Source organism: Komagataeibacter diospyri, assembly GCF_043995075.1.
Taxonomy (GTDB): domain Bacteria; phylum Pseudomonadota; class Alphaproteobacteria; order Acetobacterales; family Acetobacteraceae; genus Komagataeibacter; species Komagataeibacter diospyri.
The window spans coordinates 115539-140100 of sequence record NZ_CP171837.1 but is presented as its reverse complement, the minus strand read 5'-3'; the positions used below and the strand labels follow the sequence as shown (position 1 = coordinate 140100).

Annotated in this window: 22 protein-coding genes and 2 pseudogenes; 15 read left to right on the top strand and 9 right to left on the bottom strand. The window is 54.2% G+C overall.

Annotated elements, in window-relative coordinates:
• Positions 1-56: 56 nt before the first annotated feature.
• The 3 genes from ACE2AA_RS17045 to ACE2AA_RS17035 all read right to left on the bottom strand — a co-directional run bounded on the left by ACE2AA_RS17045 (position 57) and on the right by ACE2AA_RS17035 (position 1773).
• The gene (locus ACE2AA_RS17045; protein ID WP_395372532.1) at positions 57-656 is read right to left on the bottom strand and encodes a TetR/AcrR family transcriptional regulator; all 600 of its coding nucleotides are present in this window, start codon (positions 654-656) and stop codon (positions 57-59) included.
• A 181-nt stretch (positions 657-837) separates the two neighbouring features.
• Positions 838-1329, bottom strand: a complete 492-nt coding sequence (locus tag ACE2AA_RS17040; RefSeq protein WP_395372530.1) for a DUF302 domain-containing protein — start codon at positions 1327-1329, stop codon at positions 838-840.
• A 69-nt stretch (positions 1330-1398) separates the two neighbouring features.
• Complete coding sequence (locus ACE2AA_RS17035; protein WP_395372529.1) at positions 1399-1773, bottom strand: hypothetical protein; 375 nt, start codon at positions 1771-1773, stop codon at positions 1399-1401.
• 321 nt (positions 1774-2094) lie between these two features.
• Here ACE2AA_RS17035 and ACE2AA_RS17030 point away from each other — a divergent pair, with 321 nt between their 5' ends.
• Positions 2095-3267, top strand: coding sequence for an MATE family efflux transporter (locus ACE2AA_RS17030; protein ID WP_395372527.1), 1173 nt, complete (start codon positions 2095-2097; stop codon positions 3265-3267).
• Between the two features lie 74 nt (positions 3268-3341).
• Here ACE2AA_RS17030 and ACE2AA_RS17025 read toward each other — a convergent pair whose 3' ends face one another.
• Complete coding sequence (locus tag ACE2AA_RS17025; protein ID WP_395372525.1) at positions 3342-3884, bottom strand: TetR/AcrR family transcriptional regulator; 543 nt, start codon at positions 3882-3884, stop codon at positions 3342-3344.
• Between the two features lie 230 nt (positions 3885-4114).
• On the opposite strand from ACE2AA_RS17025, the pseudogene ACE2AA_RS17020 reads away from it, so the two are divergent.
• From ACE2AA_RS17020 to ACE2AA_RS17000, 5 genes and pseudogenes are all read left to right on the top strand, one after another.
• Positions 4115-4747: pseudogene (locus ACE2AA_RS17020) on the top strand (SDR family NAD(P)-dependent oxidoreductase); the annotation flags it as partial.
• Positions 4748-4804: 57 nt separating this feature from the next.
• A complete protein-coding gene (gene tnpA, locus ACE2AA_RS17015; protein ID WP_010512275.1) occupies positions 4805-5221 on the top strand; it encodes an IS66-like element accessory protein TnpA in 417 nt (138 codons plus the stop codon).
• Positions 5218-5565: an IS66 family insertion sequence element accessory protein TnpB gene (tnpB, locus tag ACE2AA_RS17010; RefSeq protein ID WP_395370650.1), complete on the top strand. Its 348-nt coding sequence runs from the start codon at positions 5218-5220 to the stop codon at positions 5563-5565. Before tnpA ends, tnpB begins: the two co-directional genes overlap by 4 nt.
• Before the next feature lie 68 nt (positions 5566-5633).
• Complete coding sequence (tnpC, locus tag ACE2AA_RS17005) at positions 5634-7187, top strand: IS66 family transposase (protein WP_395370649.1); 1554 nt, start codon at positions 5634-5636, stop codon at positions 7185-7187.
• Positions 7188-7218: 31 nt separating this feature from the next.
• A pseudogene (locus ACE2AA_RS17000) lies at positions 7219-7341 on the top strand (SDR family oxidoreductase); the annotation flags it as partial.
• 297 nt (positions 7342-7638) lie between these two features.
• Here the strand turns inward: ACE2AA_RS17000 and ACE2AA_RS16995 are convergent.
• The 3 genes from ACE2AA_RS16995 to ACE2AA_RS16985 form a co-directional block, all read right to left on the bottom strand.
• Positions 7639-8316: a response regulator transcription factor gene (locus tag ACE2AA_RS16995; protein ID WP_395372524.1), complete on the bottom strand. Its 678-nt coding sequence runs from the start codon at positions 8314-8316 to the stop codon at positions 7639-7641.
• Entirely contained in the window at positions 8306-10249 is a 1944-nt protein-coding gene (locus tag ACE2AA_RS16990) for an ATP-binding protein (protein ID WP_395372522.1), read from the bottom strand. The genes ACE2AA_RS16995 and ACE2AA_RS16990 overlap by 11 nt, the downstream gene beginning before the upstream one ends.
• Before the next feature lie 102 nt (positions 10250-10351).
• Positions 10352-11524 carry an oxalate decarboxylase family bicupin gene (locus ACE2AA_RS16985; protein ID WP_395372519.1) on the bottom strand — a complete coding sequence of 391 codons (1173 nt, stop codon included), beginning with the start codon at positions 11522-11524 and terminating at the stop codon, positions 10352-10354.
• 1032 nt (positions 11525-12556) lie between these two features.
• On the opposite strand from ACE2AA_RS16985, the gene ACE2AA_RS16980 reads away from it, so the two are divergent.
• The 8 genes from ACE2AA_RS16980 (at position 12557) to tatC (ending at position 19638) form a co-directional block, all read left to right on the top strand.
• Complete coding sequence (locus ACE2AA_RS16980) at positions 12557-13795, top strand: cupin domain-containing protein (RefSeq protein WP_395372518.1); 1239 nt, start codon at positions 12557-12559, stop codon at positions 13793-13795.
• A 100-nt stretch (positions 13796-13895) separates the two neighbouring features.
• A complete protein-coding gene (locus ACE2AA_RS16975; RefSeq protein WP_395372516.1) occupies positions 13896-14165 on the top strand; it encodes a hypothetical protein in 270 nt (89 codons plus the stop codon).
• Between the two features lie 282 nt (positions 14166-14447).
• Entirely contained in the window at positions 14448-15644 is a 1197-nt protein-coding gene (locus ACE2AA_RS16970; RefSeq protein WP_395372514.1) for a carbohydrate porin, read from the top strand.
• A 177-nt stretch (positions 15645-15821) separates the two neighbouring features.
• A complete protein-coding gene (locus ACE2AA_RS16965; RefSeq protein WP_395372512.1) occupies positions 15822-16190 on the top strand; it encodes a hypothetical protein in 369 nt (122 codons plus the stop codon).
• A 1112-nt stretch (positions 16191-17302) separates the two neighbouring features.
• A complete protein-coding gene (locus ACE2AA_RS16960) occupies positions 17303-17527 on the top strand; it encodes a twin-arginine translocase TatA/TatE family subunit (RefSeq protein WP_159264293.1) in 225 nt (74 codons plus the stop codon).
• 50 nt (positions 17528-17577) lie between these two features.
• Positions 17578-18105, top strand: a complete 528-nt coding sequence (locus ACE2AA_RS16955) for a DUF3455 domain-containing protein (RefSeq protein WP_395372509.1) — start codon at positions 17578-17580, stop codon at positions 18103-18105.
• Positions 18106-18436: 331 nt separating this feature from the next.
• Complete coding sequence (locus ACE2AA_RS16950) at positions 18437-18835, top strand: twin-arginine translocase TatA/TatE family subunit (RefSeq protein WP_395372508.1); 399 nt, start codon at positions 18437-18439, stop codon at positions 18833-18835.
• A 20-nt stretch (positions 18836-18855) separates the two neighbouring features.
• Positions 18856-19638 (top strand): twin-arginine translocase subunit TatC, encoded by a 783-nt coding sequence (gene tatC, locus ACE2AA_RS16945; protein WP_395372506.1) that lies wholly within the window; start codon positions 18856-18858, stop codon positions 19636-19638.
• Positions 19639-20315: 677 nt separating this feature from the next.
• On the opposite strand, the gene ACE2AA_RS16940 is transcribed toward tatC, so the two are convergent.
• On the bottom strand, positions 20316-21473 hold the full coding sequence (locus tag ACE2AA_RS16940; RefSeq protein ID WP_395372548.1) for an OprO/OprP family phosphate-selective porin: 1158 nt from the start codon (positions 21471-21473) through the stop codon (positions 20316-20318).
• A 515-nt stretch (positions 21474-21988) separates the two neighbouring features.
• On the opposite strand from ACE2AA_RS16940, the gene ACE2AA_RS16935 reads away from it, so the two are divergent.
• On the top strand, positions 21989-22582 hold the full coding sequence (locus tag ACE2AA_RS16935) for an acetate uptake transporter (RefSeq protein WP_395372504.1): 594 nt from the start codon (positions 21989-21991) through the stop codon (positions 22580-22582).
• A 271-nt stretch (positions 22583-22853) separates the two neighbouring features.
• Here the strand turns inward: ACE2AA_RS16935 and ACE2AA_RS16930 are convergent, their stop codons facing one another.
• Entirely contained in the window at positions 22854-23834 is a 981-nt protein-coding gene (locus ACE2AA_RS16930) for a bifunctional enoyl-CoA hydratase/phosphate acetyltransferase (RefSeq protein ID WP_395372546.1), read from the bottom strand.
• Positions 23835-24562 lie beyond the last annotated feature (728 nt).

Below are 24562 nucleotides of genomic sequence, written 5' to 3'. Positions count from 1 at the left end.
ACGGCAATCTTTTCCCGTACATTGCGAGCGAATCCCGGCGGGACAGTGCTCGCTTGTTATGGGGCCGGCTTCCGCTGCGTCTCCTGGGCTTGAATTAAAAGCAATCCAGCCCGAACCCCGTTCTCCAAAATTGCATCAGATTCCACACCTGGCCCTAGCGTACGGGCCAGTTGCAGCGTGCCGATCATAAGACCGTAGAGTGCCTGTGCCGTAGCTCGCCGCTCTGCCGGCGTTCCGGTCGGAAGGGTCCCGGCGATTAGCTCGACAAATTTTTCGTAGCCTGCGTGAAAGATCTCGCGCGTCTCTTCCGGATGGCGCGCGATTTCCGCCGACAGGGCGGCCGCAATACAACCTGCGCCCGGGTTGTCACGATGCTGCGGGCTGAGATAACGCCTTAGCCAAATCTCAGGTGAAGCACCGTCCCGGAGCGCTCGCATGGTAGCGCTCTTGTTGTTCTCCTGGACCGCCCAAAGAGTCTGGCGGACGAGATCCTCCTTGGATTCAAAATGCGTATAGAAGGCACCATTGGTCAGCCCTGCGTCGGCCATCAATCCTGCGATGCCCGCCGCCGCCACCCCGTCCTCCCGAAAACGTCGTGCAGCAATGTCAATAATATGCTGTCGGGTCTCCTCCCGGTGCCCTTTCCGATACCGCATGTGCCGCCTTTCCCTTTCTTTCCTCTGAAATCTAGGCCTGCCCCTATTGCATTACAATCGCCATCATACATCACGGTCGTAATGCCATAGAAGACGTGACGGACTTAAAAACCCTGTCTTTAGAATGTGTTGCTTAGATACTTGAACACACGGCAGTTTGGCATTGGCGCATGGAAGCCGTCTAACCTGCTGCTTTGATAAGCGCAGTCTCCAGTTCTCGATCAAGATACAGGCCGACCTCACGGACACGCTCATCCCCGAACTGACCAAACAACGACGAAGGCCTGTCATATTCAAAGACGACTTCGCCGTTTTCCAGCTCCAACAATGCAACCCGGAGCGGCGCGTAAAGTGCAGCGCCAGGTTGATATCGCGTCATCTTGGAGGCCATAATCGGGTTTCCAATCTCGAATTGCACAGCATTGCCTGTGCGTCCGGTAACTGCCAGTAGTGCACCGTGGTCCCTCTTCAGGAATACGAACAGGGGAGGGCCATGTTTTTCATATTCTTCGACGCCAGCTCTGTCTCCGTTGGTCAAAAGGACAGTCAGGTTGTCATCCAGACACGGAATAGAGGAATCTACCGCTGCCAGAACCTCTGCAAACGGTCGGGTACAGCCGATTCTGACATGTTCCACGCAGATGGATTTTGTGACAACGTTAATATTTGCCATTGTTGGCGGTCTCCAAATCATCCTGGGCGATGGGTGTGCTGGTTACCCGCACACCCTGTATTTGTCTTCTCAAAGGAACAGGTCTTCTCCGAGTTCCTGATCAAGAAGAGCGCCGAGTTTAGCTGCCAGCGAGATGGTGCTACCGAGCGGGCTGAAGGTAACAGAGACCTTCGGTATGCTTCCATCTGGGCTATGCTCGATGACAGCCGTCCCCCGTAACGCGAGACCGTTTACGAGGATCGCGTCATACTGAAGGACACTGCGTGGTCCAAACCGCTGCAGGAATACCGGCGTTTGGGTGCCATAAAGCGAGCCAACGGCATTCACTAATCTCGTGATATTCTCGCGCCCTTTGACGGCACGCCGTAATACCGTGCTTTCCAGCTCAGCATCCGGCGCCAGGTCATCCAGAAACGGGTGGCGCGTCTGGCTCTTGTCGGTCATGTCTTTTACTCCAGTTTCAGTATTAGATCATCGATGTTCCCTTGAGCATGGGGTGCCCCCTGCCATGCTCTCCGCCCCGAAATCTAAGCATGCCTCATTGCATTACAATCGTCATCATACATTATGGTCGTAATCTTACAAAAGGCACGACCATGAGACTTCAGAACACGACTGCCCCGCTTGTCGGCAGCAATAGCGGCATCGGATCAGTAACAGGCAGACGGTTCTTAGAGGGGTGTGCAGGCGTGGCCATGGATGACGCCACTCCTGGAACACCGGCCGACGCGCCAATCCTTCGTCCCACAGCGTAGGGCGCAAGACATGGTAGACACTGAGGAAGAAACAATCGCAGGTCTGGAAAAGAGCGAACCCGTCCGCGAACAGCGTGTCGCGGACCGCAAGGCCCAGGCACGGGCGTCAATCCTGACAGGTCCGATTACGGTAACCCTTATGCGGCTGGCGCTGCCAACCATTGCAGTCCTCCTGGCCCAGACTGCGGTCGGCGTGGCCGAGACCTATTATGTCGGCTATCTCGGCACCGACGCCCTCGCCGGCGTCGCTTTGGTGTTCCCGATTTTTATGCTGATGATCACAATGTCGAACGGCGGCCTCGGCAGCGGCGTTGCCTCATCCGTCGCCCGCGCAATCGGCGGTGGACGTCAGCATGATGCTGATGCTCTTGTGTTGCATGCCATCGTGCTGGCCGCCATCGTCGGCACGATCTTCACCGGTGCATTGCTCTGGTGCGGGCCGGCACTATACACCGCCCTGGGCGGCAACGGCGCATCGCTGACCGCGGCGCTCAGCTATTCCAACACGGTATTCGGCGGCGCGGTAGCAATCTGGATCGTCAACCTCGTTGCCGCCGCCCTGCGCGGGTCAGGGAACGTCAAAGTCCCGGCACTGGTGACCCTGGTGGGCGCAGTGGTGATGATCCCGGCTTCTCCCGCACTGATTTTCGGCTTTGGACCGGTCCCGCACTTTGGTGTTGCCGGAGCGGGTCTGGCGTTTGCCCTCTATTACGCCTGTGCGCTGGTCGTACTGCTGCGTTATATGAATTCGGGTCGATCCGGTCTGAAACTGCGGTGGGTCCGCGTGGAGTGGCGACTGTTTTCCGATATCCTGAAGGTGGGGATTCCGACCGCTCTGAACAGCGTGCAGACCAATCTGGCCGTTATCCTCGTCACCGGTGCAGTCGGGCGTTTCGGTGTCGATGCCATCGCAGGATATGGCATCGCCTCAAGGCTGGATTACGTCATGATTCCGTTCCTTTTCGGACTGTGCTCAGCCGTACTGACCATGGTCGGGATTGCCATAGGGGCCGGTCATGCTTTCTGGCTTTTCCTCGCCTATACGGTGCGCACGTTGCTCGCGGCCGGGGGCGGGATTGGGGCGGTTCATGTCTGTCATGCCGGAATGACGGGTCTATCTATCATCGTAGCCGCTTCCTACGTCATCTTCGCCCCAATCTGCGGCATCGCCATGCTGTCATAGATAGTCTGGCGGGCTCAGTTACCGAAAAAACGTATCTTAAGCTGGTGCGCGTTGTGTAACGACGAGGAGTCACCTTATTGTCTCGCAGGCCACGCCTGCATGCCAATGCGCCCAATCTCCATCAACTTATCCCGCGAAGCGCCGTCCCGCGCCTGCACCGCCATACCCCGCGCCAGCGAAGCGAAGAAGGCTGCCAGTGCGTCCACATCCGTGTTCGCCGACAGTTCTCCCCGCATGACGCCTTCACGCAGACGGTCTACAATCGCGGTCTCGGACAGAGCGCGCTGTCGAGCCATCAGGTCCCGCAGGCGGACCTGACCGGGCGCGCATTGGGTGCCGGATACTGAGATCATGCAACCAGACGGCAGATCCTCACGCGTAAACTCGGTGGCCGCCGCATTCAGCAAGCGCTGGAAGGTCGTCCGGGTATCCGTGTTGCCATGCAGGATATCTAGAAACCATGCGCCGCTGGCCTTCAGATAGGCATCGGTCGCCTCCTGGTACAGTAGTTCCTTGGAACCAAAGGCATTGTAGAAGCTTGACGGACTAATACCCATGGCACCGGTCAGGTCGTCGAAGCTGGTACCCTCATAACCCCGGTCCCAGAACAAGCGCATGGCTGCGCATAGAGCCTGCGCACGATCAAAGGATGGGGGCCGACCACGGCCCCGTCGTTCGCCATCAGTTTTTTTTGGTGCCATCGCTCCATAAATCCTTGAACGCGGGATCACGTCCCTCATATCCCGTATCTTGGAGCGGACGCTCCAAATTTTAAAGCCTTCCATTTCCCCAACCCGGACATGAGCATCTCACGTCGAGCCCGGTCCGAGCAGACAGGTACAATCCAATGAGCAAACTCTCAGGAAAAGTAGCAATCGTCACTGGCGCCTCCAAGGGGATCGGTGCCGGGATCGCCAAGGCGCTAGCGGCTGAAGGCGCCGCCGTAGTCGTCAATTACGCCTCCAGCAAGTCGGGGGCCAATGACGTGGTGGCAGCAATTACCAAGGCCGGCGGCAAGGCAGTGGCGATTCAGGGTGATGTATCGCGCAGGGAAGACGCACAGAGCATCACAGATGCCGCCATCACGCATTTTGGACGGCTGGATGTCCTCGTCAACAATTCAGGCATCTATGAAATGATGCCGATTGAGGAAATCACCGAGGAGCATTTCCATCGGCAGTTCAACGTCAATGTGCTGGGCACCTTGCTGGCAACTCAGGCGGCAGTACGCCATCTGGGTGCTGGTGGCAGCGTCATCAATATCAGTTCGGTCGTCTCACGCATCACGCCTCCTGGCTCGGCGGTCTATAGCGGGACAAAAGGGGCTGTGGACGCCATTACCGGCGTACTGGCGCGCGAACTGGGGCCCAAGCGGATCCGCGTCAACGCCATCAATCCAGGGCTGGTCGAAACGGAAGGCACCCGGAGCGCCCATATCGTTGGCTCCGATATTGAACAGACCATTGTAGCGCAGACGCCGTAAGCATCCGGTAGAAGCCGCCTTGTAGACTGATAGGACCGGATATCTCTTCTGTGCATGGACGATTTTATCGAGAATGAACACGAGACAGTCGCAGCGAATGTCGCAGCGACTGCCCGGAAAAACCATGCAGCAATCGAGATTGTGGGGGAACGCCGCCGGGCCTATACGCCCGCTTTTCGCTCCCGGGTTGTAAAAGCCTCTTTTGAAAGCGGCTTTCCCGTTCGTGAAGTGGCCCGCCAGCATGGGATCCATGTCAGTCTTCTCTATCGCTGGCGGCAGGAATGCCGTCGGCGCAGCAGACGGCCTGAAGAGGGACCCCTTGTGCCTGTCAGACTGGCAGAACCGGTTGCGCAGGAAGGTCAGGCGCCAGGCCAGATGGAAATTACATTCCGCGATGGCAGCATCCTGCGTTTTGGTCACGATGTTCCACCCGAGAGGGTTGAACGCCTGATTATGCTGCTGCGGCCATGATCCCGGTTCCTTCCGGTGTCCAGGTCTGGCTGGCAACGGGTGCGACCGACATGCGGCTCGGCATGCCGGGTCTGGCCCTGAAGGTTCAGGAGGCCCTGGGGCGCAATCCCCATGCGGGGGACCTGTTTGCCTTCCGGGGGCGGCGCGGAGATCTGCTGAAAGTGCTCTGGCACGATGGACTGGGCATGTCGCTCTACGCCAAACGGCTGGAGAAAGGCCGCTTCATCTGGCCATCGCCCGCAGAGGGCGTTGTTGCGCTATCACCCGCGCAACTGGGTTACCTGCTTGAAGGCATCGATTGGCGGCATCCGCAACGGACATGGCGGCCTGATGTCGTGGGCTAGCGCAGAATTGAGGGATGGGCAGGTGAATTCCAGTACCCCACCACCAGATAATATGGCTCTCTTGGGGCATGGAGGATGTGCGCGGAAAAATCGGTGACCTGCAGGCCGCTCTCGCGGCATCTGAGGCTGCCCGTCGGGCGGCCGAAGCCATGGTGACCCATCTGAGGCTGATCATCGCGAAGATGCGGCACGACCGTTATGGCGCCTCGTCGGAACGTGGGAAACGGCTGCTTGACCAGCTTGAACTCGAGCTGGAGGATCTGGAAACGGGCATGGCCGAGGATGACCCGGCCAATGGACCCGGCACAGCGATCCCGGTCACTGATCCCAGCCCACAACGCCATGCCGGACGCAGACCCCTTCCGTCAGACCTGCCGCGCGAGCGCGTTGTCATTCCTGCCCCCACGCAGTGTCCCTGCTGTGGTTCGGCAAGACTGACGAAACTGGGCGAGAGCATCACGGAAACCCTTGAGGTCATTCCGCGCCAGTTCAGGGTTATCCAGACAGTGCGCGAGAAGTTCAGCTGTCGGGACTGCGAGACCATCACCCAGCCGCCAGCCCCATTCCATCCCCTTGTCCGCGGACGGGCGGGACCGCACCTTCTGGCCTCTGTCCTGGTCGGGAAGTTTGCGGACCACCAGCCCCTGAACCGGCAGGCGGCAGCCTTTGCCCGTGAAGGAATTGCGTTGGATACGTCCACCCTGGCTGACTGGGTCGGGGCCTGCACCGCAACACTGGCACCGCTGACGGCACTGATCAAAGAGCATGTCCTTGCTGGAGAACGGGTACATGCCGATGATACCACCGTACCGGTTCTGGCCAGCAGTCGTACCGTGACCGGGCGGTTATGGACCTATGTGCGCGATGACCGCCCCTTTGGTGGCCCGGCGCCTCCTGCTGCCTGGTTCGGCTACTCCCGCGATCGCAGGGGCGAGCATCCCACCACTCATCTCGATGGCTGGAGTGGCATCGTGCAGGCCGATGCCTACGCCGGCTACAATGCCCTGGCAAAGCCGGGACGGCAGCCTGCGCCCGTCACGCTGGCGGGCTGCTGGGCGCATGCCCGACGCGGCCTGTTCCGGCTGGCCGAACTGGGCAGGGCACCTCTTGCCGTGGAAGCCGTAAGGCGGATCGACTGCCTGTTCGAGGTGGAACGGACCATCAATGGTGTCGTGCCACAGCAGCGTGCTGCCCTGCGGCAGCAGTTCAGCGCGCCTATCGTTGAAAACCTGATGCAATGGATGCGTGACAGCTGCAGCCGCATGTCCGGAAAATCACCCGTCGCGCAGGCCATGGCCTACATCCTCAGACGACCGGATACCTTCACGGCGTTCCTCCATGATGGCCGGATCTGCCTGACCAATAATGCGGCAGAACGGAGCCTGCGTGGCATCGCCGTAGGACGCAAGGCCTGGCTGTTCGCGGGTTCAGACCGCGGCGGCAGGAGAGTGGCTGCCATGTATTCCCTGATCGTCACTGCGAAACTCAATGATGTCGATCCCCACGCCTGGCTGGCTGATGTCATCGGACGGATCAACGATATTCCCCTCTCCCGGCTCCCCGACCTGCTTCCCTGGAACTGGAAAAACACCCGTCACGCCAATCATACACAGGCGGCCTGACGCATGCCTGCGGTCCTCGTCGGATGCTTACCAGACGCCTCTTGGCCGCGTAGGACAACCGGAGGATATCGCACAGGTCGCTGTCTTCCTCGCCTCTGACGATTCCAGCTGGTTGACTGGCGATCATCTGATCGCATCGGGCGGCCTGCGTTAAGAAAAAGCCAGCGGTCCGATGCTGGGACATCGGGCCGCACCCGCGGTTTTCAGTCGAGACAGCCGCTAATCCGGCCGCGTTAAAGGCTATTCTTAATGCGGCAGCAACCGATCTGACGGTGCGGCTCATTCGCGTCGAGTAACTGATTGACGTCTTGTAGTCCCTGTCATGGGTATTTCACTGCAAAAAAGCACTGCGTTATGCATTCTTAGACCCGCACATTTTTCTCCACTGTTACCTGCCAGACACGTTCATTTTCTGGATATGCTAAACGATGGTGCATGCGTGACCACACAATCATTGTCGCGTTCCGTAACGGGTGATAGCATGATCTCTAATATCCAGAAGATCAGCAAGACGCACCAGATCGGCAAGCGACTGTGCTGCCATTTTCTTCATTACGTTAGCTCTATGAATTTTTACCGTTATCAAACTGAGACCCAAATCGCCCGCAATTTGTTTATTCATCAAGCCACTCGCGACTAACGCCATGATCTCTTTTTCACGTGGTGATAGGCTAGCGTAGAGTAGTTTTGTTTCACTGAGCTTCTTCTGTTCTTCCGCATAGCGCCCTGAGGCGCTGAGTGCGTCAGACACTGCGCGGAGCATAGCCTCCTCGGTGAACGGTTTTGCCAGAAAGTCGATAGCACCAGCCTTCATTCCTTTGACGGTCATCGGAATATCGCCGTGGCCAGTTATTATAATAACCGGAATGTTCGCCCCGGACTCCATGAGATACTTCTGAAAGTCGAGGCCGTCGGTGGCCCGTAATCTTACGTCCAGGACAAGACAGCAAGGACTAGGCGGAAGTTGGGCTTCAAGAAATTCCGAAGGATCTCCAAAGGTTGTAACCCTGAGATCAGCAGACCGAAAGAGACTGTCGAGCGACGCCCTTATGTCCGCATCGTCGTCAATGACGAGTACATGACCATTAGCTTCTTCGGGCATGCCACCCGCGGAAGATTTAGTTTCCATGGGATGATCCTGCAGCGTTTAACATCACCGTTACGTTGGCGCCGCAAGGGACTCTGTTTTTTGCCTCAATGGTTCCCCCGTGACTTGTGATGATTTCACGGCAGATCGAAAGACCCATTCCCATGCCTTGGGTTTTCGTTGTGACGAACGGTTCGAAAAGTTCAGTCGGGTCCAGACATGAGAAACCAGGACCAGAATCTTCAAATGTCATGCGAATTGCATTAGATCCGGGTTCACCGTCTGCAACCATGATGTCGAGTAACCTCGGTCGTTCGGTAATTGTCATCATGGCCTGAATGGCGTTCATCATCAGATTCATGATGACCTGCTGTATCTGTACCTTATCGCCCGAAATAGCCGGTAAGCCAGGCGATACCATGACGCGTAACTCGACATTTTTCGAAGATAATTCACCTCTTAGCAGCAGGATAACCTCTTCCAACAAGACAGCGGGGGAAAGAAGAGCCCGGCTGGCAGGTTCCTTCCGTGTAAGGGATCTGACGCGTTTGATTATCTCCCCAGCGCGCGAGCCGTTGCGCACGATCTGGTCAAAACAGGACAAAGCTTCGTTGATGTCAGCTTGTGGTCTTTTCAGCCAACGTTGGCCTGAACGTGCAAATGTAATGATCGCGGATAGCGGTTGATTGACTTCATGTGCAATCGAAATGGCGAGCTGCCCAAGCGTCGTGACACGGTCAGCATGTGCGAGTTCCGATTGCGCCACCCGCAGTTTCATCTGCGCTTCATTTCGCTCCGTGATATCCAAGGCCATCACGAGAACATGTCGGTTTTCCACGTCGTTTAATGGCCGGGTCACACGCAAAAAGACATCACGTGTCGCATTATTGCTGCCGTTAAACGTTGTTTCGATTTCATATTCGCTGTAACCTAACGCCAGCTGTCTTAGAACTTCACGAAAGACCGCCTGATCTTTGAAGAGACTTCGGAGCGAATTACCAGTAAGATCTTGTGGCGACGATGCACCCAGCAAGAGAGCTGCGGCTCCGTTTGCATCGCGAATATATGGATAATCCTGGAATTTATCCACGCGCGCGTCCCACAGTACAGAACTATGTGTTTCCCAGTCCTTGATTAATATGTTCATAACCGAACAGTCGACTTCAAAGATGGCGGACCCGACGGCCTGAAAGATCGCACTATATCGCTGCTCTGAACGCTCACGTTCCGCAGTCGCCTTACGTTGTTCGGTCAAATCAGCCCCGAATTCAATAACGCCGCATTCTCTCCCGTCGCTATCGATCCTGACAATCCATCTTGTGTCGATTACAATGGTTTCCCCGGATCTGCGATTACGGGTAATCTCGCCGTTCCACTGCCCAGAAGACTTCAGGTCGTGCGCTGCATGAGCAGGCAACGGACTGCGCCCCAGTAAGTCAGAACTTTTTTTTCCAACCGCCTCGTCTTCTCGCCAACCATATAGATGTACTGCACCATCATTCCAGTAGGTGATCGTATCGTCCTGATCACGAATGATCACTGTGTCGTGGGTAAGGGCAAGCATTCGCACTTGTTCGGACAGTAATGTCCTCGTTCTCCTGTTTCTTGCCGAAAGTTGTGCGGCGACACCAATTGCAACGATGCTAACGGCCAGACGAGCATATGGGCCGCCCAGGGGTTCACCGTAGTGCTTCAGCAAAAAAGACGTACAGGCCAGCGCGATGCAGCCTGCACTTGTCAGAAGAATAATTGTTACGCCGCATGTATCTGCCACCAGAAACACGACGAGGACATAAAGAACCGCAAAGGCATCATGGAATTGTGTCAGAGTATTAAGAATAAATACGCATATCGCAACAATAAAAGCGATGCATCGAGCCCCAACGATGTACGATCTTTTTGGTGCACCTCCACTCATGGCAAGGAAAGATAATACCGGCGAGAACGTCACAACATAGGCTCCCAACGTCGTCATTCTGCCTGAGTCAGGCAGAGGGGGTATAGCAGACCTTGCGGTGGAAGTGCACCACGGTCTCACCGGAGACCGATGGGATTTCTTACTGGAAAGCGTCGTACGTCAGACTACGAGAGGTTTGGTTTTCGAAAGCGCCGCTATGGTCTCGTCATCAACATTTAGATGCGCTTTCACCATATCATGTGGAGACAGGGCCAGCCACTGATTGGCCGAGAAGTCAGCAAACTGGGAGCTTTTAAACGCTTCAAGGAAAACCAGCGGTTCATCCCCGATATTTTCGAGGTAGTGACCCATGCCAAACGGGACATAACCGACGTCACCAGCACTATAGTCGAAGGTCCTTGCCTTCCCTCCCGACGCAAAAACGGTCATCCGGGCTTTACCACGGATGAAATACTGCCATTCATCGTTATTGCTATGCCAATGCAGTTCCCTTAGCCGTCCCGGTTCCACGACCACAATGGCAGCAGCGATCGTTGACGCGGCAGGGAAGTTTGTAGAATCGACAATTCTCACTTCACCCCCCGCTGCTTTTATCGGCTTCTGCTCCATGAGATGATGTGTGTACTTAACCGGGCTTTGTCCCAGTGGGGAAGGTACCCGTTCATCTTCGATCGGCCCTGGAACGGCTCCTGAAAATATCCAGCGTGAATGCTCAACATCCTTCGGAAGATTATCGAACTTCGCGGCTGGCACGCCAAAATTTTTGGCCAGAATGTGCCGGGGGGTATGGGCCAGCCAATCGCTGATCAGGAAAGTCTCATTTTCCGAAAAGCTGCCATCGTCGAAAACAAGGAGAAACTCGCAGCCATCGTCTTCCAGACCCTGGATGGAATGAGGGACACCAGCTGGAAAATTCCAGATATCGCCAGCTTGAACATCATCGATAAAGTCGCGCCCCTGTGGGTCAAGCGCGGTTACCCTTGCTTTACCGGCGAGCATCAGGCCCCATTCGGCTTCCTTATGATAATGGAGTTCACGATACCCGCCGCGATTAAGTCGCATATTGACACCGGCAAGCGTCGTTGCCACCGGGAGTTCACGCTCGGTGATTTCGCGCGCCCATCCTCCGGTACCGAGACGGTTACGCGCCGTACCGTACGAGAACTTGAGGTTGGGAATGGTTCCCGCGTCGGTATCAGGCGACGCCATTAGGTCGGGGTTCTCGCGTTCTAATGGTAGATTGCGCGGTCCGAGGACCGTGCCGCCGCGGTTCCCGCGCTGAGGCTGAGGGGTTGTATCAGCAGGGGCTTCTTTCCAAGGTAATTCAGCCATTTGGTAACTTCCCACTTTGGATTTTTGCTTGTCCGGCCGCACGCTTGCGTCTGGACGCATAACACCTGAGGGTAAGGCAAGCGAGACATTGCAGCGATTATACCAAGGTATGATTTCCTGGAGCGCTATTTTTCGGCAGTGTGCCCCATCCTTTTCGGTCAGTCGCCGACGGAGAACGAAATACTGCGACCGACAGGAGTGCCAATCCGGCGGGCACCAGCCGACCATAATAGCATCGTGCAATAACCTGCATATGTTAAATGCAATAACTTTTTCAATCAGCGAGGTAAACCGATTTATGCGTAAATTTTTTTTTCTGGCGAGCTGCGCGTCTTTGATTCTATCGCCACTTTCGGGATTTTGTGCTGACCCAGAAATTCATCATACGCGCCCGGGCGGTGAACCTGAACGTCTCGGTGATCAGGAGACAGCAGCGACTCCCCAGGAACCGACTTATTCCGCGCCCAGCGAGAAGAAGCCGCGGCACGTACTAAACCACAATCGTAAGGTAACCAGATAAAAGATGGTTACACGGAGCGATGAGAACATCGCATCCTGCAGGGCATCAAGAAGAACTTACGTCACACCCACCAGGTTCTCTGGTTTTAGACTGATAATAATAGCGGTTCGTCATGACTGCTGTCGTCAATGATCCGTGGCTACGTACATTCATGAGCGGCTGTTCAGTTAGCGTGCGGCACTACCATATGTCTGATCTGTAATGCTCTCTCGCTGCCTCCTGAAGAGATATGAATACGCGGTGACGTGATCTCGAGTGGTAAAGTTTCTAATGCAAAAGCGGTGCAATCCGACGGGCTGACCTGACAACGAAAAAGACTCTCCGAATACGGTCTCATCAAATCGGGCGTAAGCGCGCACACGGACGATCAGCGCGATGTAAGTTTGCTACTGCAAAAAATATCACAACCGTAAAGTTAATTTTAGATACCGCATCCGTGAACTAAACCTAAGTACAATAGATACTCCGAGCACCGGTTCTTATTGTAATCATGGTAACCAACGGAGAATACCATGAACCCAATGCAACGCAGAGGCTTTCTTTCAGCCGCGAGCTTTTTCGGACTTGCTGGCGCCGCACATGCCGCTACGTTCGGAAATCCTGACCGTCCGGCGCAGGGCATGCAGAATGCTGTCTCGCCTTCAAGCCGTTCCGACCCTGGGCCGAAAAATCCCGCGCTCGCCTCGCAGTTTCCGGATTTCCAGTCTCCGCCGGCAACTGACGTAGACGGTATGCCCTTATTCTGGGCTTCGTTTAACAACGCACATAAACGTATCCAGAACGGCGGCTGGGCTCGAGAAATTACCCAGGATGACTTTGCCATTTCCGAGGATATCTCGGGTGTCAATATGCGTCTCAGCGCTGGCGGCATTCGGGAGATGCACTGGCACCAGCAGGCAGAATGGGCAATCATGCTTACGGGCAAGTGCCGCATCACCACCCTTGACGAAGAAGGGCGTCCGAGCGTTGATGATGTTGAGGCTGGAGATCTCTGGTATTTCCCTCCCGGTCTGCCGCATTCCCTCCAGGGCCTTGGACCCGATGGCGCAGAATTCCTGCTCGCATTCGACAATGGGAAATCCTCGGAGTTCAATACCCTCTTGGTGACGGATTGGCTCGCTCACACTCCGCCGGAAGTTCTTGCAAAAAACTTCGGCGTGCCAGAAGCGGCCTTCAAAAACATTCCGCTTGACAACCTGTGGATATTCCAGGGCGACATCCCACCGGATCTGCCGGTTGATCGGAAAAACGCCCGGGTCGTTCCCGGTGCCCAGAAAGTCATCTACAAACTTTCACAAGCACAACCTCTGTCCCGTACCCATGGAGGGATGGCGCAGGTTGCGGACAGTCGGAACTTTCCGATCTCCAAGACTGTAGCCGCCGCTTTGGAAACCATAGAGCCGGGCGGCATGCGCGAAATGCATTGGCATCCAAACGCTGACGAATGGGCGTTCGTGATCAAAGGCAAGGCGCGCGTGACGGTGTTTAATACGGGGCCAAAAGCGCAGACCGCGAACTTTAATCCGGGCGACGTGTGGTATATTAAGAAAAGCCTCGGTCATTACGTCGAAAATACGGGAAATGATGTCTTGCAGATCATTTCGGTATTCAAATCCGATCGCTTCGCTGAGGTGTCACTGACCGACTGGCTGACGCATGTGCCGCCGGAAATGGTCAGACAGACCCTGAATCTCGATCCAGACGTGCTTGCGCGATTCCCGACCGGGCGGCCTGACTTTATGCCCCTCTGACCAACCGACCGCTCCCGCGTTAAATGGCGGGAGCGGTTTTTTCCCTTGTTATGCCCGCCTGTTTTTTTCGAAATCACGTCCTTGCAAAATGGAGTGCCACGTGTCGTTGCGGGTAAAATTTGATCCGTCTTTCATTGGGCAGGAAGTCGCGCGCCAGTGCTTCAACGAAGGGCGGAATGCAGATGAGCTTGAATATTACCTTGCTGGCGCTTCATACGCGATATGCCTGACGCTAGCAAAAGAAAAACCATGGATGAGCGCGGAGTTCGTTAATATAGGTAACACTATTGCAAAATCTGGAATGCAGACCTTCATAGATCTGATGAAAACTAACTTTTTGACGAATGTAACGCCTATGGGAACGGCGTAATGCTATAAAGAAAATAATATGCCACTCCAACAATATAGACAGATAGCGTCATGTTCTCAGAAACTGATACGTAGAATGTATAATATGTCGTATATGATCGACTCTAAGACCACCACTTCGCGCGAGCCAAATTGGTGAAGATGATTGAAGTGGTCTGATTCTTTTTTTTGCTTGGCGTTTCTTTCGGGTGCATGCACTACAGCATGCGCTCAGGTTCCCCCTGTACGCTTCTTCAGTTCCGGCGTAACACCGCAGCAGATCGTTCCGGACAGCATTGACCCAATGTCTCATTTTTCCGGGAACTGGGGAGGTGCCCGAGACTGGCTTCTCAAGCGAGGAATTGACATCCGTTTATCCGACGCAAACGAGTTCTGGGCCGACCCAGTCGGTGGAGCGCAAGCATCAAATAACTATGTCGGGTCAACGGCGGTTGAAATGCTGGCAGATTTGCATACTTTGACCGGGCTGCCTTTAGGGACATTTGACATCAGTGCCATGGAAATTCGTGGACGACCTTTCAGTAATGATCCTCTTTATGTTTTTAATCAGACTTCGAATATTGAAGCTGACGACAACACTAGGCTTTACGAGTTATGGTACAGTCAAAAATTCGCACATGGGCACTTTGCATTCAAAATCGGCAAGCTGGATCTTGGACATGACTTCATGATCAGCGATGTCGCTCTGAGCTTTTTGAATGCCTCTTTTTCATGGCCCATGATGCCCGATAACGATCTGTATGATCAAGGCCCAGTATCTCCCGTGGCGACCCCTGCAGTGAGGCTACGTTACACGCTCTCGCAATGCTGGAATTTTCTGTTTGCAGTCGGCGATGATAACCCCATCGGGGCACCGTTCATCAATACGCAGGATCCGTGGAGCCAGAATAGCGATCCGTCTGGAACCCGGTTCAACTTTTCAACAGGCGCACTATTTTTTGCAGAATCCCAATATCGTAGGCGAATAGCGGGGAAAGAAGGCATATATAAAATTGGTGGTTACTTCGATACGGGACGATTTCCGGACCAGGTTGATTCAAGCCACCTGCACAAAACCAATTGGTCCGTCTATGCCATCGCTGATCAGACCCTGCAGAAGTTCCGGAATTCAAGCGAACTCGACGCTTTCATTCGCGGTAACTGGACTGCCGATACCGACCGCAATCAGATCGTCTACGCCGTAGACGGTGGTATTGCTCTGAAGAACCCTCTTAACCGGGATGGTGATACCGTTGGACTTGGCGCTGGGGTGGGTGCCGCGAGCCACTCTTTGGCAAGAGCCGACCGGCTGGATGGCCTACCGGGGCAAAAGCGGGAATATCACCTGGAACTGACATATCAGGCGCAAGTCAATCCATGGCTGATGCTGCAGCCGGATATTCAAGGGATTCTGTCACCCAGTGGAGGCGTGCTCGACAACGCCGGCCGACGCGTCCGAAACGAAGCGATATTCGGCATCCACGGTGAAATAACCTTCTAATGAATAAATTGAAAGACTGTAAAAAATATGCGCAGACGTTCTCTACGTAAGCTTAACAAATGGCGTCACATGTCGGCTGTCCTCGCCTGCACGTACGCCTTAGTGTCTGGTCGGTTGTCCAGCGCGTATGGAAAAGAAACCCATGAGTTGATATGCCCAGGAGTGCAGGCCGGTATCATGCTGACAGTGTTTGGCACTTTCAACGGTTATCCGCATTCGGCACTCCATGACGCTGTTGTGCGCGGCATTGCATGCCCCCGTGGAGAAACACAACTACGGGCGTTTGAGAAAATTGGCGTGCCGCCCCCACACCTGAGGATCAGCGTTGAACACCCCGCTGGCCAGGGTCTCACCGGAGCCGTTTCCGTTACGCTGTTCTGGCGGGGGCGGCTTGTCCTGGGAGAACGAAAAAACCTCTCTTTATTGGCCAAAACCCGGGCTCCTTCCATCGTCTCTAGCGATATTAATGTCATGACCGATCGGTTGTGGCATGACGTCGCTGAACTCGACCGAGCGACAGGATCCGCTAAGGCGGTCGGCCCGTGACGGTTTCTCACGCCCGGCTGCCTTAGAGTGGTATGATTGAGCATAGGCGTTGCCTTGCTGTTCGGCTGACCATGCCGCTTCAGTCCGACGAGCAAATCGCGCTGATACCGCATCGCTTCCGGCAAACTTCGGCGCGGCGCGCGCGATTAGGGTCTCGCTGATACGCCTCTTCACTGACGCAGAGCTGACAGCAACGCGAGTTATGGCAACATTGCGCCGGCACAGCCGCCGCTCGAGTGCCAATGCCTGTGGCTTCAGTGGCCCTGACAGAGGGGCTGGGACAGGCCTGACGCCGACGTGACCGCCGCACGCGTTCTCTGCTGCTTATGTCAGCTCAGAAACTTAAAGCGTTGCTCTATGGAGCACATAGCGCCAGCAGGTCAATGGAGCCGCAGCGCGACTGCAGTCAGTTAGGTTAGACCACAACTGCAGCCGAGCTGAACGGGCCTAAACCGGGCTGAGCTCTCACTTTTCGACAGGTGGGACTGGGATGGCCCAGTGACGAACTGCTCCGAACAGCGACGCCATCCTTGCAAAATTAATCCAGGGGAGATTTACAGACCTGACCGCGTCTGGTCGCATTTTATCCTTGGCTGGACCGCCGTCGTCGAGACACTACGTAGCCTTCGCGGCTGTCATAATGTCCTGCAATCGGGCATTGACGCATGATTTCAGCCGACCATGCCGAACTTCGTGCGGATAGAAGACAGCTACCCAAACGGTCCAACCCAGTCACCAGATTGGGCGCGGACAATACAGCGCCTTAACTCATACTTCCGCGTACCGGTGCGTCCCAATCCGCACGCCCATTCCTGTCGATCGCGGTTCACATGAGATGATGTTCATTTATGGCACGGAGAGCCGCATGCGACACATCAACAGCCACCGTCTGGATTGCCGCAATTTTTGACTCACTAAACCTAAGTACAATGGCGACCTCAATATTATGCGCTCATGGTGCTTCCAGGTGCAGCGGCGAGTTCCTCATCCCCATGCGCGAGTCATGAGACGAAACCCGCGTAGAGACGAGGAACTTCCATGTCGGTGCGGCCTGTTATTCCCGGTCGGCCCAATCAACCGATGGCGCGCGCATAACACTGAGGAGATAAAATATGGGTTCATTTAGTATCTGGCACTGGGCACTCGTTTTCGGCGTGGTCCTCGTTCTTTTTGGTGGAGGGAAACGCCTTTCATCTACGATGGGTGATCTTGGGAGGGGTCTCAAGGTCTTCCGTAAGGAGATCAGCGATCTTAGCACCGACGATCCGCCGACCTCGCTGGAGGATAAGCGCCCTGTAGTCACTGAGCATATCAACAAAGAGGCTGTCCCTTCGTGACAGGACGGCAATGTGGTTACAAAGGAGCGTCCGATTGTTGTGAGAACGGCATGATCTTTCATCCAACGAATTGTCACAGTCTCGCCCCCATACGTTTTATACTTCGATGTGGAATTCTTGTAGCCCTTCTACTTCCTTCTGGTGCTGCCATGTCTCGACAACCTACCTCCCGTGGAGCACCGCGAAAGGAATTCATGCTCCATGCTGAGGGGCAACAAATATATGTATGCCACCGATCGGCGACAGGAGCATTAGAATGGAAGCTCGACGAACCAGCGGCAGAATTATTCGAAGGGTATGTGTACTATGGGATACATTCGGCCGGCCCGAGTTGGTTACTATCTGATGGGTCATCCGTTCGAGCCACCGTAATGGAGGTGACACAGTCGGCGAGGCATACCGACGTGCCGCAATTGCATTTGAAGGTTACGCAACATGGGGGCAGGGGACTGCTTAGTGGCGCGCGCTACGTCGACCGCGTGCAGACCATGGGCGGGGCATTGTCAGGTACGTGTACGCTAGAGGACCTCAGCTTCGGAGTGCCTTATGAAGCCAACTATAGGTTCACATTTGATTAAGAATTCTCCGCGCTGCGTATTGCCATAAAGCACAGGCAAACGATCCCTTTACATCGTGGAACGCTGGCGTGAGGCGATCGCTGCCTGCGCGGGTTCCTACGACAATCCACATGATTCTCGCCGTGCGGAGCCGTCTAATTGCTCGGTGCGACGCTGGTGCCCGTCATCTATGGCACCACAGATTTCTCGCTGAAAAGGGATATGTTGGAGAGCGGGTTTCCATATGACTAGGAGTGTGGCCGAAACTATTGACGTCTGAGAGGCCACGAATGGACCAACCTAAAAAAGTTCTGTCGATCACCAGAACTGCAGGTAAAAAGGACAAAAATACATGTTTGGACTTTCGTGGAGCGAAATTTTGGTGGTAGCAGGGCTCAGCGTAATGCTTCTGCGGCCAGAAGATCTGCCTGTCATCATGCGCGGTCTAAAGGAAGCCCGAAAAAAAATAGGTGAATTGCGTGGTGAGTTTGTCCAAAGGATTTCTGACATCAGTAGAGAACTAGAACTCAGCGAAATTCGAAACCAAGTGCGATCATTCGAGCAGTCAGTTGATCCCCGTCGCATCATGGATTGTCTTCAGCCACAGACCGAATATAGATCTGGCGCCGAGCAAAAAAAAGTCATCGTGGCGATGTCCACGCACAACACAACGAACGTGATGGCAGACCACGCCGAGCGGGTCAACGCGGTACTGCCGCCAGATCATGTTCCGCCTCATGAGCAGAAATAAGCTTCTGCTTCGGAGATTTTATGATGGACCATGTTCAAACCGCCCGCCTGGCAGACAGCCCCGTAAGCATATGGGAGCATATCTCAGAACTCAGGCGGCGCCTAATTTGGTCACTATGCAGTATCGTGGCCTGTTTTATATTCTGTTACCATTTTTCAGACAGGATATATGACTTTGTCGCAGAGCCATTAACAGCCTTACTGCGCCGTGAAGGCGATCATCCCCAGCTCATTTTTACTGCACTAAGCGAAGCTTTTTTTACATACATAAGGCTTTCAATATTTTCTTCCGTATTTATATCCATACCATTTGTGTTGTTGCAGGTCTGGATGTTCGTATCGCCCGGACTCTATCCCAAGGAGAAGCGGGCCTTTGCGACTTTATTAATATCAGTCCCCCTATTTTTTTTGTTGGGAGCCGCTTTGGCATATTTTGTGGTGCTGCCGCTGGCATGGAAATTTTTTCTTTCATTCCAGGCCGCAGGAGGCCCTGATGGCACTCAAATACAACTTCAGGCCAAAATCTCCGAATACTTAAGCCTTGTGATGCAAATCGTTACGGCTTTTGGTGCTGCCTTTGAATTACCCGTGATTTTGTCAGCTCTATGTTATCTCGGACTCATAAAGGGAAGTCACTTAAGGAGATTTCGGCGCTATGCCTGCGTGGGTTCGTTCGCCATCGCCGCCATAATCACTCCTCCCGATGTGATTACTCAAGTGTCGTTGGCTGTCCCGTTGATGCTGCTATACGAAGTCTCTATTCTCGCTTCTGGCGTAATCGAACGGGCGGCTGACAATCGCTAGCATCAGGACCATTAGATTGTGACATCGAACTGCAATGGGCAGACCGTGGCTAAAAAGGAAACGCTCCTTCGGACAAACTAGCTTTCCTGTCTGAGCACCGGGGACACAGACTTGACCATATAATCAGCTAACGCATTTGGCAGGATCGAATACCAACTGCTGCACTCTGAACTCACATGGCTATGCGGCCATTTACAGCCCGCGGTTGCAGCAGGAACGGGCGACAACGACTTGTAGTGCTCATAGAATGCGCTGTGACTTTATGATTCCGGCTGTTCTCAAGCGAACGGGGCCCACCGTGACAAAACAGCTGGCCCGGCTGGTTGTCTAGTGACTGATCTGACAAATCAAGAATTACCGGATAGTGCCCCCACTGTTCAAAGAAGCGTTCCCCGCCGGTTCGGCCAGCCGAAAATTTGTCCGAATTCGTCGCCATCTGGATTCCCATGACGGGCGATAACGCCCCGCGCAATTTTTTAACGGCGAGCAACGTCAGCGAGTTCAAAGAGTAACTTCCTGCACCGTAATCTGCCCAATAAAGCCGTGCGATCCGTTGTTCAATGCGTAGTTATCAGTAATCAATTGCTTTGAAAGGCGCCTGCCGGACACCGAGCCCGGGGGAAATGCTGCCGCAGGGTGACCTACTGGAATTCCGCTTGTCAGAAAGGCGACCTCTATCAAAACTTCACTTGAAATAGCGACATGATGCCCTGGAGATGTTCTGGGTCCTTGCCGCCGCTGATCTCCCCGTATTCATACTGCAGGGTCATGCGGACAATCGCTGTTGGCCACCAGTTCACGACCACTGAGCCGGTCTGCTGGTTCCCACCGTCAACGGGGCCCGACTGGAGGTCCACCTGCGAATAACGTGCGGCGACCTCCAATATGCCATATCCATTGCAAAGCACCGTCTGATGGGTATCGCATGAGGGAGAGGAGAAGGCTGCCGAGCGTGCTTTCCATTGCCGCGGTCGGCCGTTGATGGTGTAGCCTAACTGATCATACCAGCCGTCAAAATGCAGTAGTTCGCCGCCGGTCCGGGAGCTGGTGTCGAGCAGGATGTCATAACCTTCCCCTTGAAAAAGTAACCTTTTCCACGCGACAGCGGCCTCAACGCCAAACGCACCGCCACTGCTGGCGCCAATTTCCCCCGTATCAAGGTATTTCGATACCGTGCCAGGATCCAGTTCGGGATTATCCGACAACGCCAAAGTCGGGTCTGCGCCCTTAGCTGAAGCGGGGCGAAATATCCACTCTCCTGATAGACCAAGATGGAACAACAGGGAACGACTGCGGACTGGCAGGCCTACGAGACGAAACGCCATCGCTCGCTGGTTTCCATTCTCCCCCGGTCCCGATGTGCCTGCGGTGGCCGAAATCGCAAAATGGTAGCGGTCGCCATAGGTCTCCGCCTGGACGGCTTGGCGTTCTATGCCCGTCGCAAGATCACGCGTGATGGTTGAAACGCTTGAACGTTCGATAAATACGGTATCGCCCTGTGCCTGCATGGACTCCAGGCCGAAGCTCGGTTTAAAAATACCTGCAGTAAATACGAAGTGCTTTAAGCCTACATATGATACCTGTCCTTCAAACAGACGCATTGGACCGCCGGGGGCCGGACCGAAATCCCAAATCGCCCCGATTTCAACCTGTTTACGAATGTTCACGCGTACCCCATCGCGCAGACGTGCCGCTCGCGCCCCTGTTCCCACATGTGCAGGACCGGCATCGGCAAAACCGCCGACGTCAAGTTGATTCGTGGCATACGGCTGGATGGTGACACCGTTCAGCCTGACGGCGGGCACGCTCTGCGCTTGCGCAACCGTCGCGAACAATGAGACGGACAGAGTAGCCGCAACTTCCAACAGATATCGATGGGACAAGACTGAGACTTCCTTCCTGCACGACACAGCGCGGCCTATTTCTGAATCGCCAGTATGAAGGAATCGCGTCGCCGTCAACCCCGCGTGAACCGGAAGAACTAAAGGTTCGCTACCCCGCACGCATCACTATTACCCTTTGTCGCAGAAACCGCCGTTAATAAGAGAAAAATGAGATCATAATATTTTCGGCAGGCCGACCGAGACATCATAGATGCTACAGAGACCCATTACCGATGGAAGTGCACCAGTCGGCTCGACTCTATAATTCACCGATGAGAGCAATCGGGCCGTAGCAACATATCATGCACCCGTGCGGCGCTTATGGAGCCTCAAGGTGTATACGGCCCTGTCTCGTATCCGTTGTTTGGATAAACAGCAGGTTCCTCTAACCCATAATTTAATATGCGTGTCTGTGGCCTCGTGACATACTTTGACATATTTCATCCATCACAGACTGGAAAACCGACATGGCCCATAACCAAACAAACGCAGATCCTGGTCCTCTGGGCCTCATGGGGTTTGGCATGACTACCGTCTTGCTCAATCTACATAACGCCCAAATCGTGCCAATGGGCGGAGCGATCCTTGCTATGGGACTAGTATTTGGCGGGGCTACCCAGTTCGTCGCAGGCCTTTTGGAATATTTCAACAACAATACATTCGGTATGACAGCATTCATGTCCTACGGCGCGTTCTGGGTATCGCTGGTCGCGCTGCAGATTCTGCCCCATTGGGGCCTTGCACCTGCGTCTTCGCCTAGCCTGATGGGCAGCTATCTCCTGATGTGGGGTCTGTTTACCGCTATCATGACGATCGGAACGCTGCATGCCTCGCGCATGAATCAAGTGGTGTTCGCCAGCCTGATGCTGCTATTTGTGCTGCTGGGCTGTGGCGAACTCCTCGAACAGCCGACGTTGACGGTCGTGGCGGGATACGAGGGCCTATTTTGTGGGTTTTGCGCAATTCTCCTGGCGGCGAAAGAACTTTTTGTAGCTCAGTCTACCCACAATACTCCGGTAACTTTTACTGTCGCAGCTGTAAGCGCCGAGACCGCAGTCTAACAGGCAAGCTCTATATAACTTGCTCCGTATCAGATTTTTTATTTCCCTAACATTCTCCCGCGGAATGTGACCGCCCTTTGGGGCGGTTTTTCTAATCGAACGTACCGTGATGAGCAACTACGTATCTGGTCGCTTGTTTGGCAAGGACTACGCGCGACGGGTGAATCGTACCGCGAGAGCAGATTATGATTTGCACAGCATTCCTTCAATATGGGTGTGCACAGATTATGCCAGCATCTCTTCAGAACGTGCGTTTCCGATTCCTACCGGTCTAGTTCTCGATATGATTCGTCTTCTGCAAATACGCTGAATACAAGGACCCAACTGCAGCAGACGTGAGACGCGCAACAACATTATCTGCTCGACTGGTAAGCAGTATAGGCACCTTCGCACCTAAAACGACGCCAGCAGAATCTGCATGCGCCATAAAAATAAGGCTTTTGGCGAGCATGTTACCCGCTTCAAGGTCGGGCGCGACAAGGATTTGGGCATGTCCCGCCACTTTAGAAACAATTCCTTTTATTCTCGCCGCACTTTTGTCGATCGCATTGTCCATCGCAAGAGGGCCATCCAAAAGCGCCCCTTTAATCTGTCCACGCTCCGCCATTTTGCAAAGGGCAGCGGCGTCGACTGTGCCCAGGACCCGCGGATTAACCGTTTCGATCGCAGAAAGTAAGGCCACTCGCGGAACACCTAGCCCCAGACCATGATGAAGATCTATCGCATTTTGGACAATATCCCGCTTGGCAGCCAAGTCCGGAGAAATATTTACCGCTGCATCAGTAATAAAAATAACGTCTTTGTATCCTGGCACGGTGAGAAGGTAAACGTGGCTCATTCGACGTGTCGTTAGGAGGCCATTTTCGGGATCTACGATTTCATGCATTAAAATATCGGTATGGATGCTCCCTTTCATTATGCCATGCGCGTGCCCCGAGTGTACCGCCTTCACAGCCAGCTTTGCGGCCTCGCCAGGATCGCGGGCCTCCAGCATATCAATTCCGTCTGTCTCTATCCCGGAGCACTGCGCGACTTCACGAATTCGCCCTATGTCTCCGATGAGAATGGGTCTGATAATTCCGCGTTTTGCGGCAACAACCGCACCAGCCAAGGCATGACTATCACACGGCCACACTACTGCGTAGGAAACCGTCTCCGTAGATTTTTCTGCTTCTGCAATTAGTTTCTCAAATGTCCTGCGGTGTCTTCGTCCGTGGAAGACCGGTATATCGTCAGTGGATTCCGAATTCATAGTGTTAACGGTTCTATCGGCCATCAAAGATACGTCCTTACTCGCTCGCTCATAAAACATATGCCTCGCCACGCTCACACGGTAGCAAGCGGAACATTATGGATTAGCGTTCGGCACCCACCACACAGCCATCTGGCTTTTAACAAACTCTACCGATCAATGATGGACACGCCATCGATACTCCATAATGCCGCAAGACTGTAAGAGCAATGAAGACGCTGGCACCGAGAACACCCGGTTGTCGCCAAAAATATTGCTATCAAACTCGCGCCCCCTCCCTCATATTGCTGCCGTCCTTCGACTGACGCCGATGACGACAGAATCCCCCCGATAAGTACAACATGCGGGGACGAAAATTATGCAACTTGCGTGAAACAAAAAAACCGCCCCCCTTTTTCAGCCGTGAGTCAGGGCGCTTTTTGTGATCGGTAAGCATCGGAAGGCCAACTAAACTGGTGCGCGTTTGATCCAGAAAAAATCCGCTTTATCAGCATGACACCTGCACATTTTTTGGATGTCCGTGAAATATTGCTTCCTCGGATATTTGTAATTCGGGTCTCATAATTTGTGCGATGCGCGGGTAGGAATATGTCTGGAGCGTTCCGCTGGCATCGATGGCGACGATTTAAAACGGTTTTTTTCACCCATAAAAACATCACATAATTTATATTCACGACGGTATTGATATGTGTCAAAAGATTGCTGGACAGAGCCATGATAATCTCGTT

Bases quoted from the DNA above. Each gene is read 5' to 3' on its own strand.
- ACE2AA_RS16980 (WP_395372518.1), top strand. From the start codon at position 12,557: ATGAACCCAATGCAACGCAGAGGCTTTCTTTCAGCCGCGAGCTTTTTC.
- tnpA (WP_010512275.1), top strand. From the start codon at position 4,805: ATGGACGATTTTATCGAGAATGAACACGAGACAGTCGCAGCGAATGTC.
- ACE2AA_RS16955 (WP_395372509.1), top strand. From the start codon at position 17,578: ATGATCTTTCATCCAACGAATTGTCACAGTCTCGCCCCCATACGTTTT.
- ACE2AA_RS17035 (WP_395372529.1), bottom strand. From the start codon at position 1,773: ATGACCGACAAGAGCCAGACGCGCCACCCGTTTCTGGATGACCTGGCG.
- ACE2AA_RS16950 (WP_395372508.1), top strand. From the start codon at position 18,437: ATGTTTGGACTTTCGTGGAGCGAAATTTTGGTGGTAGCAGGGCTCAGC.
- tnpB (WP_395370650.1), top strand. From the start codon at position 5,218: ATGATCCCGGTTCCTTCCGGTGTCCAGGTCTGGCTGGCAACGGGTGCG.
- ACE2AA_RS16970 (WP_395372514.1), top strand. From the start codon at position 14,448: ATGTCTCATTTTTCCGGGAACTGGGGAGGTGCCCGAGACTGGCTTCTC.
- ACE2AA_RS16960 (WP_159264293.1), top strand. From the start codon at position 17,303: ATGGGTTCATTTAGTATCTGGCACTGGGCACTCGTTTTCGGCGTGGTC.
- ACE2AA_RS17025 (WP_395372525.1), bottom strand. From the start codon at position 3,884: ATGCGCTTGTTCTGGGACCGGGGTTATGAGGGTACCAGCTTCGACGAC.
- ACE2AA_RS16985 (WP_395372519.1), bottom strand. From the start codon at position 11,524: ATGGCTGAATTACCTTGGAAAGAAGCCCCTGCTGATACAACCCCTCAG.
- tnpC (WP_395370649.1), top strand. From the start codon at position 5,634: ATGGAGGATGTGCGCGGAAAAATCGGTGACCTGCAGGCCGCTCTCGCG.
- ACE2AA_RS16935 (WP_395372504.1), top strand. From the start codon at position 21,989: ATGGCCCATAACCAAACAAACGCAGATCCTGGTCCTCTGGGCCTCATG.
- ACE2AA_RS17040 (WP_395372530.1), bottom strand. From the start codon at position 1,329: ATGGCAAATATTAACGTTGTCACAAAATCCATCTGCGTGGAACATGTC.
- ACE2AA_RS17030 (WP_395372527.1), top strand. From the start codon at position 2,095: ATGGTAGACACTGAGGAAGAAACAATCGCAGGTCTGGAAAAGAGCGAA.
- ACE2AA_RS17045 (WP_395372532.1), bottom strand. From the start codon at position 656: ATGCGGTATCGGAAAGGGCACCGGGAGGAGACCCGACAGCATATTATT.
- ACE2AA_RS16995 (WP_395372524.1), bottom strand. From the start codon at position 8,316: ATGGAAACTAAATCTTCCGCGGGTGGCATGCCCGAAGAAGCTAATGGT.
- ACE2AA_RS16990 (WP_395372522.1), bottom strand. From the start codon at position 10,249: ATGACGACGTTGGGAGCCTATGTTGTGACGTTCTCGCCGGTATTATCT.
- ACE2AA_RS16930 (WP_395372546.1), bottom strand. From the start codon at position 23,834: ATGAATTCGGAATCCACTGACGATATACCGGTCTTCCACGGACGAAGA.
- tatC (WP_395372506.1), top strand. From the start codon at position 18,856: ATGATGGACCATGTTCAAACCGCCCGCCTGGCAGACAGCCCCGTAAGC.
- ACE2AA_RS16965 (WP_395372512.1), top strand. From the start codon at position 15,822: ATGCTGACAGTGTTTGGCACTTTCAACGGTTATCCGCATTCGGCACTC.